Source organism: Terasakiella sp. 4MB5A, assembly GCF_050058155.1.
Classification (GTDB): Bacteria; Pseudomonadota; Alphaproteobacteria; order Rhodospirillales; family Terasakiellaceae; genus Terasakiella; species Terasakiella halodenitrificans.
In genome coordinates this window covers 3445144-3457103 of sequence record NZ_CP188815.1, presented here as the reverse complement: position 1 = coordinate 3457103, position 11960 = coordinate 3445144, and the positions used below count along the sequence as shown (strand labels likewise).

The 11960-nt window shown below is 49.5% G+C and carries 13 protein-coding genes; 9 read left to right on the top strand and 4 right to left on the bottom strand.

Annotation, left to right across the window (positions count from 1 at the left end; translation table 11 throughout):
• Window positions 1–2: 2 nt before the first annotated feature.
• The 3 genes from sdhD to ACI0FF_RS16435 form a co-directional block, all read right to left on the bottom strand.
• Window positions 3–383 carry a succinate dehydrogenase, hydrophobic membrane anchor protein gene (sdhD, locus tag ACI0FF_RS16445; protein WP_419797846.1) on the bottom strand — a complete coding sequence of 127 codons (381 nt, stop codon included), beginning with the start codon at window positions 381–383 and terminating at the stop codon, window positions 3–5.
• A 10-nt stretch (window positions 384–393) separates the two neighbouring features.
• Window positions 394–774: a succinate dehydrogenase, cytochrome b556 subunit gene (sdhC, locus tag ACI0FF_RS16440; RefSeq protein ID WP_417821908.1), complete on the bottom strand. Its 381-nt coding sequence runs from the start codon at window positions 772–774 to the stop codon at window positions 394–396.
• 290 nt (window positions 775–1064) lie between these two features.
• A complete protein-coding gene (locus ACI0FF_RS16435) occupies window positions 1065–1643 on the bottom strand; it encodes an RNA methyltransferase (RefSeq protein WP_419797845.1) in 579 nt (192 codons plus the stop codon).
• An 84-nt stretch (window positions 1644–1727) separates the two neighbouring features.
• Here ACI0FF_RS16435 and ACI0FF_RS16430 point away from each other — a divergent pair, with 84 nt between their 5' ends.
• Window positions 1728–2708, top strand: a complete 981-nt coding sequence (locus ACI0FF_RS16430) for an NADPH:quinone oxidoreductase family protein (RefSeq protein WP_419797844.1) — start codon at window positions 1728–1730, stop codon at window positions 2706–2708.
• Here the strand turns inward: ACI0FF_RS16430 and ACI0FF_RS16425 are convergent.
• Entirely contained in the window at window positions 2698–3912 is a 1215-nt protein-coding gene (locus ACI0FF_RS16425; RefSeq protein WP_419797843.1) for an MFS transporter, read from the bottom strand. The two genes, ACI0FF_RS16430 and ACI0FF_RS16425, sit on opposite strands and share 11 nt — an antisense overlap.
• A gap of 128 nt (window positions 3913–4040) precedes the next feature.
• Here ACI0FF_RS16425 and ACI0FF_RS16420 point away from each other — a divergent pair, with 128 nt between their 5' ends.
• The 8 genes from ACI0FF_RS16420 to ACI0FF_RS16385 all read left to right on the top strand — a co-directional run bounded on the left by ACI0FF_RS16420 (window position 4041) and on the right by ACI0FF_RS16385 (window position 11945).
• Window positions 4041–5315 carry a glutamate-5-semialdehyde dehydrogenase gene (locus ACI0FF_RS16420; protein ID WP_419797842.1) on the top strand — a complete coding sequence of 425 codons (1275 nt, stop codon included), beginning with the start codon at window positions 4041–4043 and terminating at the stop codon, window positions 5313–5315.
• 42 nt (window positions 5316–5357) lie between these two features.
• Window positions 5358–5924: a nicotinate-nucleotide adenylyltransferase gene (locus ACI0FF_RS16415; RefSeq protein WP_419797841.1), complete on the top strand. Its 567-nt coding sequence runs from the start codon at window positions 5358–5360 to the stop codon at window positions 5922–5924.
• 28 nt (window positions 5925–5952) lie between these two features.
• Window positions 5953–6321, top strand: coding sequence for a ribosome silencing factor (gene rsfS / locus ACI0FF_RS16410; RefSeq protein WP_419797840.1), 369 nt, complete (start codon window positions 5953–5955; stop codon window positions 6319–6321).
• A 5-nt stretch (window positions 6322–6326) separates the two neighbouring features.
• The gene (rlmH, locus tag ACI0FF_RS16405; RefSeq protein WP_419797839.1) at window positions 6327–6791 is read left to right on the top strand and encodes a 23S rRNA (pseudouridine(1915)-N(3))-methyltransferase RlmH; all 465 of its coding nucleotides are present in this window, start codon (window positions 6327–6329) and stop codon (window positions 6789–6791) included.
• 196 nt (window positions 6792–6987) lie between these two features.
• On the top strand, window positions 6988–7698 hold the full coding sequence (locus tag ACI0FF_RS16400; RefSeq protein WP_419797838.1) for a chemotaxis protein: 711 nt from the start codon (window positions 6988–6990) through the stop codon (window positions 7696–7698).
• 137 nt (window positions 7699–7835) lie between these two features.
• Complete coding sequence (gene gpmI / locus ACI0FF_RS16395; RefSeq protein WP_419797837.1) at window positions 7836–9398, top strand: 2,3-bisphosphoglycerate-independent phosphoglycerate mutase; 1563 nt, start codon at window positions 7836–7838, stop codon at window positions 9396–9398.
• Window positions 9385–10632, top strand: a complete 1248-nt coding sequence (locus ACI0FF_RS16390; protein ID WP_419797836.1) for a murein hydrolase activator EnvC family protein — start codon at window positions 9385–9387, stop codon at window positions 10630–10632. The genes gpmI and ACI0FF_RS16390 overlap by 14 nt, the downstream gene beginning before the upstream one ends.
• Window positions 10629–11945, top strand: coding sequence for a S41 family peptidase (locus tag ACI0FF_RS16385; RefSeq protein ID WP_419797835.1), 1317 nt, complete (start codon window positions 10629–10631; stop codon window positions 11943–11945). The genes ACI0FF_RS16390 and ACI0FF_RS16385 overlap by 4 nt, the downstream gene beginning before the upstream one ends.
• Window positions 11946–11960 lie beyond the last annotated feature (15 nt).

Below are 11960 nucleotides of genomic sequence, written 5' to 3'. Positions count from 1 at the left end.
CATTAGCCTCCAAAGGCAACGCGCAGAACTGCTGTAATGGACGCAAAGCCCATCAGTGCTGCGATCAGTTTGACAAACACCAGAAGGAAAACCTTCTTGGCTTCACAGGATACGTAGTCTTCAATCACGACCTGAAGGCCGAGAACTGCGTGATAGAACATCGTAAAGATAAACAGGCAGAGGAAAACAACGTTGCCGTGATCACCGAGCCAGTCCTTGTAGGCGGCGTAATCGGCATCGGCGAGGCCAATGAGAGAGAAGACGAACCAAAGAGCCAGCGGCACAAGGGCAATCGCGGTTAAGCGTTGATGCCACCAGTGATGGACGCCGTTCTTTGTAGAGCCGAGGCTGCGCGCCTGACCCAAGTAGCTTTGCATTTTCATTCGTTTATCCTCACAGCGCTGCAAAAATCCAGAAGGCCACCGTCAGAATAACGGCGAGACCAATGGTCACGCGACCAGAAGCCACGAGATCTTCTTTTTCAAGTCCACGAACCGTGTCCCAACGAAGGTGACGGATCCCGTTAACGAGGTGATAAAACAGGCACGCAGTCCAACCAAAGACGATGATCATTCCAAACCAGGATGTCATCAGGGCTTGTGCCGTTGCGAAAGCTTCCGGACCGTACGCGGCTGCGACAATCCAATAAGTGAAAAAGACCAGACCAAGGGACATAATGATCCCTGTCATCCGGTGTGTAATTGACATTTTGCCGGCGAGCGGCAGTTTATAAACTTGTAGGTGCGGCGATAAGGGCCGATTTCCCGTTGTCATGGAGCGGTTCCTTTAACCATGAAAAAGAGGGATGCTGAAAAACATTTTGGGTTTACCCCTCCGAACGGCCGAAGTCAATCGCCGCCACGCATTTCGGTTAAAAATAGGGAAAATATAAGGGTTTCAGGCCTAGTGGTATGACCGCTGAGAGGCAAAAACAGGCAATTTCGATGGGGGAGCGAACAAAATCGGTATTGGAATGCGTATTTATGTCGTGGATTCGTTGCGGCGCACAATGAAAGAACGATTTGAGAATGAAAATTGTTCTAAAGTTATGCGCGGCTTACAGGCTACTCATCCCACTTTTCCGGCACACCTGGTGGCGTCTCTTCAAAGGGGGAGCCTTTGCGAAAAATTGGGCTGCCATGACTGGTCTGGACAGGTAATTCCTCAGTTGGGCCGCCGGCGCGAACTGGCCGTGGGGCGAAACGTCCCATGCTTTGAACCCGATCATACATGACAAGCGCACCGGCCACCCCGACATTGACGCAAAACTTCATTGGGATCTTGATAATATGATCACAGCGTTCAATCGTGCTTTGCGGTAAATTGGATCGTTCCGGGCCTAATATATAAGCCGCTTGAGTCGGGTGGCGAAAACTCGGCAGTTCAATGGCATCTTCGGTCAGTTCGACACCTACCAGCTGGCAGCCTTTTGGCAGGAGCATGTCTTCCAAGGTGGGGAACGCATAAAACGGGGTGTGTTCCAGTGATTTGGAGGTATCGGCCTTGTTGCCTTTGCGTTTGGTATATTGGGCATCGACCGTATAGACAAAACTCGCGCCAAAGGCATGCGCGGTGCGAAACAGATTGCCGACGTTGAACGGTTTGTTGACGCCGTGAATGCCAATACCGAAATATCCGCGCATAGTGTCTTTCTCCAGAACTCAAAGCTTGCTACAAAAGTGTTCTCTACCTATCGCGCTCGCCCTCATTGATCAAGGAGTTCTTACATGAAAGCGGCCCTGTGTACGTCATTGGATGGATATCAATCTCTCGAAATTGCGGATATTGCCATTCCTGAACCGGGGGCCGGGCAGGTCTTAATACGTGTGCAAGCGAGCGCTTTGAATTTTGCTGATAGCCTTATTGTAAAAGGTAAGTATCAAGTCAAACCGCCTTTGCCGTTTTCCCCCGGTCTGGAATGCGCCGGTGTGGTGGAGGCAATTGGTGCTGGTGTTGAAAACTGCAAGGCTGGACAGCGGGTGATGGCGGTGCTGGACTGGGGCGGGTTTGCCGAATATGCCTTGGCAACAGCATCAGATGTTTACCCGATTGCCGATAATCTGGATTTTACCACGGCGGCAGCAATCCCGGTGGCCTATGGAACTTCGCATCATGGATTGGTGGTGAAAGCCGGTTTGAAAACAGGCGAAACGCTGGTGGTGCATGGGGCGGCTGGTGGTGTCGGCCTAACCGCAGTGGAAATCGGTAAACGGGTTGGGGCAACGGTGATTGCCACGGCGGGTGGACCGGAAAAACTGGCCATTTGTAAAGAGCACGGCGCGGATCATTTAATTGATTACCGTGCAGGTGGTGTACGTGAAAAGATTAAAGAACTGACGGGCGGTCTTGGGGCGCATGTGGCTTATGATCCGGTCGGGGGTGATCTGTTCACAGAAACCTTGCGTTCGACACGACAGGACGGGCGGATTTTGGTGGTCGGATTTGCCAGTGGCGATATCCCGCAAATCCCGGCAAATATTATGATGGTGAAAAATATCACCTGTATTGGGTATCATTGGGGGGCGTATCGCAGCCTTGATCCAGACGCTTTACGGGCATCCTTTGCGCAATTGATGGGATGGATTGAAGACGGCAGCCTGAAACCGCATGTCTCCCTGACTTTTGGACTGGATCAGGTGCAAGAAGCTTATGAAGCTTTGTTATCGCGTAAATCAACCGGCAAGGTGGTTGTGCAAATCAGGTCGTAGCAGTTTCACGTTTGCGCAAAATTCCAAGCCAGATAACCGCGATTAAGGAAATCAGGATGGGAGCGGCGATAGAGATGTTGACCCAATCCCAACCCCATGCATTTTGAATGGCACCGCTTGAAAAGCTTCCAAGCGCAACGGTGCCAAAGACAATAAAATCGTTTGTGGCTTGAACCTTGGCACGTTCTGTTGGGCGATAGCATTGCGTGAGAAGGCTGGAACCGCCAACGAACATAAAGTTCCAGCCGACACCCAAGGCAACGAGGCCGAACCAGAAGTTCATCAGGTCAATCCCGCTGAGCGCCAATACCATACAGCCAAGGTTCAAGATTGCCCCGATACTGATGATATTGAGAACGCCAAAACGGGTGATCAGTTTCCCGGTGAAAAAGCTGGGCAGGAACATACCGACCACGTGCCACTGGATAACAAAGGCTGCATCGTTAAATTCAAAATCGCAGGCCACCATTGCCAGTGGGGTTGCGGTCATGACAAAGCTCATCACACCGTAACCGATGGCCCCGGAAAGCACCGCGGTAATAAAGACAGGCTGTCGGGCAATTTCTTTTAATGCACGGGCCGGGCCGTGCGTTTCATCGTGGGCACCGGGATCACGAAATTTGACAAACAGGACAATGGCAATCGCCAACAGATACAGTCCGACCAGGGAGGCAAAGCCGCCTGCAAATAAAATCGGTTCGAAGTAATCGCGTGTTTGTGCGGCAAGCCATGGCCCTAAAAAGGCAGCGATGATCCCGCCGGCCATCACATAGGAAATAGCCTGTGGGCGATGGGGTGCATCGACCACTTCTGTTGCGGCAAAACGCAGATATTGGCTGAAGGCATTGGTGATGCCGAGACCGAAACTACCCGCCGTAAATAACCAGTAGGAATTTTCAAAAATCCCCCATGTGGCGAGAAGAGCAGCAATAACACCGATGAAAAAACCAACCGAAAATCCAGCCTTTCGACCAATTTTTCCCATCAAAAGGGAAGCCGGGATCGTTGCGCACATCATACCAACAAACTGGATGGCAAGGGGGAGGGTTGCCATTGCTGGATCTTTCGCCAAGTAGGTCCCGGTTAGGGCCGTCAGCGTCATAATCAGGCTGGACCCGCTCATCATCATGGCTTGACAGCCTGCCAGTAAAAAGACCTGCCAGCGGTCTGCGTTCCAATTGTACGTATATGTCTGTGTGCTCATAAGCTTGTGATACAGGTTGCCAGCGTGATTGGAAATGCTTATTTTAGCAACCCGTTTGAAATTCGACGTTCTTCTATATCAGCTATATATAAAGAGAGCGTTTTATTTAACCTGAAGGATTTAGTGCAATGACAGCGCAAGAAGCTCAAGATATCAAGGCAATCATGACAGACCTCGGCCAAAATGCGAAAGCGGCCGCTTTGGAACTGTCTGTTGCCCCAACTGAGCAAAAAAACGATGCGCTGTTAAAAGCAGCTGCGCTTTTGCGCATCAATACCGATAAGATCAAGCAGGCCAACGCCAAGGATATGGCAGCCGGCGAGCAAAAGGGTCTAAGCAGTTCCTTACTGGATCGTCTGATGCTGGATGATGCCCGGGTCGAAGCAATGGCCAAAGGGTTGGAAGCCATTGCACAATTGCCTGATCCGGTCGGTGAAGTCATGTCTGAATGGGATCGACCCAATGGTTTAAACATCGCGCGCGTGCGCGTACCTTTAGGGGTAATCGGCATTATTTACGAATCCCGTCCCAATGTAACGGCGGATGCCGGTGCTTTGTCGTTAAAGTCGGGCAATGTGGCGATTTTGCGGGGCGGGTCGGAAAGCTTTCATTCCAGCCATGCGATTATGGATTGTCTGGTTGAGGCCCTTGATCAGGCGGGCCTGCCCAAGACCTGCATTCAAATGATCCCGACAACAGATCGCGCCGCTGTTGGTGAAATGTTGACCATGTCCGATGTCATCGACGTGATCGTCCCGCGTGGGGGTAAGGGCTTGATTGAACGTATTACACGCGAATCGAAAATTCCCTTGTTCAAGCACCTCGACGGGATTTGCCATATCTATGTGGATGAAGCCGCCGATCTGGAAAAAGCGCGCAAGGTTGTTGTAAACGGCAAAATGCGTCGAACCGGAATTTGCGGGGCGACAGAAACCTTGCTTGTCAATCGTGGCGTGGTCGATAGCCATCTTGGGGCAATCGTCAATGATTTGATTGATGCCGGGTGTGAACTGCGTGGTGATGCGGAAGCTTGCGCCGTGGATAGCCGGATTAAACCTGCAAGTGAGGAAGACTGGGGCACAGAATATCTCGATGCCATTCTGTCTATTAAGGTTGTGGGGGATGTAAATGAGGCAGTGAGCCATATCAACACCTATGGTTCTCATCATACCGATTGCATCATTACCGAAGATGGTGCAACGGCGGAAAACTTCCTCAATCGGGTGGATAGTGCGATTTGCGTCCTGAATGCCTCCACACAATTTGCTGATGGTGGGGAATTTGGCATGGGGGCGGAAATCGGTATTTCCACGGGCAAAATGCATGCGCGTGGTCCGGTTGGTGTCGAACAGCTTACCAGCTTTAAATATAAGGTGCGCGGTGACGGTCAGTGCCGTCCGTAAATATTTAGAATGGCACTTCCGTCTTTTGGACCGCAAACGAAAATGACAGTTGGCCTTTTGGGTGGGTCGTTTAATCCGGCTCACTCAGGCCATGTTTATATTTCCGAGTTGGCTTTGCGTAAATTGAAGCTCGACCATGTCTGGTGGCTGGTCAGTCCGCAAAATCCGCTAAAGCCGACAAAAGGGATGGCACCGCTTGCCCAAAGGGTCGCTTCGGCGCAAAAAGTGGTGCGCAATTCGCGGATTCAGATTACAACACTTGAAACGCAACTCAACACCCGCTATACCGCCGATACGCTTGTAGCATTGAAGCGACGATATCCCAATATTCGTTTTGTCTGGATTATGGGTGCCGATAATCTGGCGAGCTTTCATCGCTGGAAGGATTGGCAGAAAATCTTTGGTACCTGCGGGATTGCCATTTTTCACCGTCCGTCCTATGCTTTAAGGGCGCTGTCGTCGCTGGCGGCACAACGTTTTGCACATTGCAGATTGTCTGATCGTAAAGCATCTGTTTTAAAAGGTAAAACGCCTCCGTCCTGGGTTTTTTTACCCATTCGCGGAATGCCGATATCAGCGAGCGAGATTCGAAAACAAATGAAGGACTAGGACCATAGCACGCAAACAAAACGGCCAGATGACTTCCAAGGAAATTTTGGAATTGGCTGTCACCTCCCTTGATGACGACAAGGCGAAAGATATCGTTACCATTGATTTGGCGGGGAAATCCAGCATTGCCGATCACCTTGTTATTGCGTCCGGTACATCCCAGCGTCAAGTTGTCGCGATGGCGGAACATTTGATGGAAAAACTTAAGGCAGAAGGTCTGAAAGGGCTGTTTGCCGAAGGGAAAGAACAAGGCGATTGGGTCGTGATCGACGCGTTTGACGTGATTGTTCATCTTTTCCGCCCTGAAGTCCGCGAGTTCTACAATCTTGAAAAGATGTGGAATGTGTCCATGCCGGAAAGCGGGGCCAGCGAAGAAAATTCCGAACATATCGGTTAAGTGCCATGCAGGCACGTTGCCATATCATTGCGATGGGCAAGTGGAAGAAGGGGCCTGAAAAAGACCTCTTCGATACCTATTGTGCGCGCATGCGGCCTGCACCGGTTCTCAAAGAACTGGATGTGCGCAAAAAACTTTCAGGACCTGAACTGAAACAGGCTGAAGCCGATCTGTTGTTAAATGCGGTCCCAAACGGGGCGGTGGTTGTTGCGCTGGATGAACGGGGCAAGACGATGGGAAGCCGTGATTTCGCAGGTAAAATTGGTCAATGGCAGGACCGGGGTGTTGGCGATATCGCGTTTATTATCGGCGGCGCGGATGGTCTGGATGAAACGGTCCGCCAACGTGCCGATCTGTTGATCAGTTTCGGGGCGATGACGTGGCCTCATATGCTGGTGCGCCCAATGTTGGCGGAACAATTGTTTCGTGCCGATGCGATTCTGTCCGGTCATCCCTATCATCGGGACTGATTTTCAAATTTAACCTAAATCTGTCGTTGTGAGTTTAATTCGGACGCTTGGGATTTGTTCCCTTTCCCTTTTTTCATTCTTTTTCGTCACTTTATTCACTTTTGTGCAATAAAGACATTTGCGGTTTTGACGAAACGAGGCATAATCCCTATAAATTGAGAAACGACTTTCAGCAATAAGGGGCATAGCGATAAAAATGCAAGATACATTAAGCTCATATACGTTGGATGCGCCAGACCGTCAGGTGTCGCACTATCAGCATGAACTTTTCCAACAATGCCGTAACACGTTCGAGGCATTTCAAGGCTTAGGTGATGTCGCTGAAGACATGCGTATCTTGTCGTTGAATGCAGAATTGGCGGCTGGTCGTGCGGGTACCTATGGTGTATCTATCCGCGCCCTGACCCAATATACCCGGGAGTTGGTGAACCGTCTTGAACAAATCAATCTGGAAATGAAAAAGATTGAAGCGTTTGAAGAAGGTGACGAAACAGAAGCTGTAGAACAGAGCGTTGAACAGGCTGACGCTGCATCTCATGAAGAATATGACGGGCATCATGAAGATGGTTCTGAATATGATTATGATGAGGCGCAGTATAGCACGGAAATGGATGCGGTGGCCTATGCTTTGCAAAAATTCAATGATGACAATGGTGGTGTGAAGTATCTGAACGATCAGGCAAAACGCATTGCTGAAGTTGTCTCCCGGTCGAATTCCATCGCGACTAATATGGCGATTGAGGCTGCAACGGCAGGCCAGTACGAAGATACCTTTACAAACGTTGCCAACGATATGCGTGGGTTTGTGGATACCTTGAAAAATATGGTAACACGGGCACAAGACTCGATTGAAAAAGCGTTTCGTGCTGAAAAGAGCCTGAAAGAAATCGAAGCAGGCGGACGTTAAGTCGCGTTACGTTTCGATTTGAAATGAATTCTTGTGGGTCGTCTCCCGTATAAAAGCCGTTTTTGCTGGCTTTTTTGCAGGGGCGACCCACATAAATTACACCCCCTGTTTCTTTTATTCAGACTTGAAGACCGACAATGACCGAGATTTTGACACCCCGCCCGACCGTTCTTTGTATTTTGGATGGCTGGGGAGAACGTAGCGAACAGAATGACAATGCGATTGCGCTGGCAAACACACCAACGTGGGATCGCCTTTATCGGGAATGCCCGACAACACGCTTAAATGCGTCCGCTGAAAATGTCGGCTTGCCTAGCGGTCAGATGGGGAATTCTGAAGTTGGTCACATGAATTTGGGTGCAGGTCGCATCGTGATGCAAAATTTGCCCCGTATTGACAAGGCGGTTGCTGAAAATGCATTGGGTAAAACCGATGCGATGAAAGAACTTGCCCTTTCTTTGAAAAAAAGCGACGGGGTTTGTCATATGATGGGCTTGCTCTCACCAGGTGGAGTGCATTCTTCGCAAAATCATATGGTGGCTCTTGCCAAGACGTTGGACGCGCAAGGAATAGCCGTGCGCATTCACGCCTTTTTGGATGGACGCGATACACCACCCAGCAGTGCACGTGACTATGTGGCGACATTTGAAAATGATATTGCCGATTGTGCAAATGTAAAAATTGTGACGATCAGCGGGCGGTTCTACGCGATGGACCGTGATGAACGTTGGGACCGTGTGTCCAAAGCATACGTTGCAATGGTTTGTGCAACCGGTGAAACAGCCGATAGTGCCGATCAAGCGATTGCGCAATCTTATGCCAAAGACGAAACAGACGAATTTGTGCTGCCAACCATTATCGGGGATTATGCCGGAATGGAAGACGGCGATGCGTTGTTGATGGCAAATTTCCGCGCCGATCGTGCCCGTGAAATTTTGTCAGCCCTTGCAGATCCAGCTTTTGACGGTTTTGTGCGTGAAAAGACGGTTTCGTGGTCTGCTAAAACAGGCATGGTGGAATATTCCAATCATCATAACGGGTTTATGACGGCCTTGTTCCCGGCGGAAAAATTACAAAATATTCTGGGTCAAGTGGTTGCAGAGGCTGGTTTGAAGCAATTGCGTATTGCTGAAACTGAAAAATACGCACATGTGACATTCTTCCTTAATGGCGGTGAAGAACAGGTCTTTGAAGGTGAAGATCGTATTTTGGTTCCGTCCCCAAAAGTTGCGACCTATGATTTGCAGCCGGAAATGTCGGCCCCGGAATTAACCGATAAATTGGTTGGTGCCATTGAAAGTGAAAAATACGATTTGATTGTTGTGAATTACGCCAATGGGGACATGGTCGGTCATACGGGTGTTTTGGACGCAGCGATTAAAGCGGCAGAAACGGTTGATAACTGCCTTGCCCGTTTGGAAACGGCTATCAAAAAGACCGGTGGTGCGATGTTTGTTACAGCTGATCATGGCAATGCGGAAATGATGAAAGACGAAAAAAGTGGGCAGCCACATACGGCACATACCCTAAATCCGGTGCCGGTGATTTTAATCAATGCGCCAGGCGACGTGAAAGAATTGTCCGAAGGGGCGCTGTCTGATGTGGCACCGACTTTATTGCAGTTGATGGGATTGCCGCAACCAGCACAAATGACGGGGACTTCTTTGATCAAAGGTGCAGGACTTCGTGCAGCGGAATAAATATCGCAAAACTTTAACAGGGTGTTTGGCATTGTTCTTATGGGCAATTCCGATTACCAGTGAGGCTGCCAACCAACAAGATGAGTTGCGTCGTATTGAGCACGATATTAAAACCAGTGAGCAAAATAAAACGGATTTCCGCCTGAAATCTGAACAACTCAAAAAAGAAGCCTCCGCCCTGCGGGCCGAACTGATTGCCCTGTCACAATCTGTTCAGCAACGTGAAGCCAATGTGACACGCTTGGAAAAGGCGTTGGCGGAAGTTACCCTTGAAGAAAAGCAAGCCAGAAAAGTTCTGGAAGAACGCCATGGACAATCTGTGGAAACCTTAATGGCATTGCAGCGTATGGCGTTGAACCCGCCCGAAGCCATTATTGCCTTGCCGCAGCCCCCGGCTGATATGGTCCGCAGTGCGATTTTATTACGTTCGATCGTGCCGCATATTCAGGCGCAGGCCGAGGCTTTGCGCAACGAGGTCGAAGGGTATGCGCAAAAGCGTGAAAAATTGGAAGATCAGAAAAAGCGACTTGGGTTCGCCAATCGTGATCTTGAGGATGAACGCCGCCGCTTGAATGCGTTGATTGAGGATAAAAAAGCCCTGAGCGTGAAATATCTTGCCGATAGTAAAGCGGCAGGACAACGTATTACGAAGCTGAGCGAAAAAGCAAATTCATTACGGAATTTGTTAAATGAAATTGAGCGTGAGAAAAAACGCCAAGCTAAAATCAAGGCCGCAACACCGCCGCGTAAACCCGATACACCACAAGTGGATGAAGATGATAACGGTTTGGAAATTGTGCTAGGCAAGCCACCCAGCGGAAAACCGATTACAAAATCCAAAGGAAATTTGACACGTCCGGCCAGTGGCGCAATTGTCATGCAATTTGGACAGCGTGAAAAATTGGGGGGCAAACACAAGGGAATTAGCTTTCAAACCCGGCGTGGGGCACGGGTTGTTGCCACTTATGACGGTCAAATTGCATTTGCAGGCCCTTTTCGGGGGTATAAACAGCTGTTAATCATTGATCATGGCGCAGGATATCATACACTACTGACTGGGATGGATCGTATTGATGTATCTGTGGGACAATGGCTTTTGGCAGGAGAACCTGTTGGAACCATGTCGGCGGATAAATCCAATGATGACCCTCTCTATTTTGAACTGCGCAAAAATGGCGCACCGATCAATCCGTTGCCATGGATCCGGCAACGCAATGCAAAGGCGCAAGGATGACCATTCGATTTTCCACAACGATCGCTTTCTTAGGCACATTTTTGTTGGCGACCCAACTTGGGGCACAAGAAGTCAAGAAGGATGATCCGAGTAAGACTTATCAACTTCTCGACTTGTTCGGTGATGTTTTTGAAAAAGTCCGCACAGATTACGTGGAAGAAAAAACCGACCAAGAAATCATAGAAGCCGCTATTCAAGGGATGCTGAGCTCTCTTGATCCCCATTCCAGTTTCTTGAATGCCGATCATTTCAAAGATATGCAAGTTCAAACCAAAGGGCAGTTTGGTGGTTTAGGTATTCAGGTTTCTATGGACCCGAGCGGATTGATTAAAGTGATTTCCCCCATTGATGAAACACCGGCTTTTAAAGCGGGCATTAAGGCTGGTGATTTAATCAGTCATTTGGATGGTCAACCGGTCAATGGATTAACACTTAATCAGGCCGTTGATAAAATGCGCGGTCCGGTTGGTGCCGATATGACGATGACGATTCGCAGAGACGGGGAAAAGCCATTTGATGTGACCGTTACGCGTGCTGTGATCAAGGTGCCGTCTGTGCGCCACCGTTTGGAAGGCGATGTTGGTTATATCCGCATTACAAGCTTTACCGAGCAGACGGAACTGGGTCTGAAAAAAGCGGTTGATGCCTTTAATGAAGAAAAGGGTGATCGATTGAAAGGGCTTGTTCTGGATTTACGAAACAATCCGGGCGGCTTACTGGATCAGGCGATTTCTGTTTCGGATGCGTTTTTGAACCAAGGCGAAATTGTTTCGACGCGTTCTCGCCGGGTAGAAGATATTCAACGTTTTAATGCCCGTCCTGGCGATATTGCGGATGGTTTGCCGATTGTGGTGTTGATTAATGGTGGTTCGGCATCTGCGTCTGAAATTGTTGCCGGCGCTTTACAGGATCATGCCCGTGCCCTGATTTTAGGGACGCGTTCTTTCGGCAAAGGGTCCGTTCAAACCATTATTCCGATGGGGACCAATGGGGCAATGCGTTTGACAACGGCGCGTTATTACACGCCATCAGGGCGTTCTATTCAGGCGGTTGGGATCGAGCCCGATATTAAGGTTGAAATTGCCCGTATTGAAAAAATAGGTACTGGTGCGGGAACACGCGAAGCGGATTTACGTGGCTCTCTTGAAAATACGGATGAGAATGCAGAAGAACGACAACAGAAAGTTGAAGCCGAACGTAACGGTAAGGATAAGGCAGAAGAAAAACCGGAAGATTATCAGCTGAGTCGTGCGCTCGACCTGATTGCCGGGATTGCCCTTTATTCTGAAATGCCGCGTACCACGGAAGAATAATGGAAAGTAACTGAC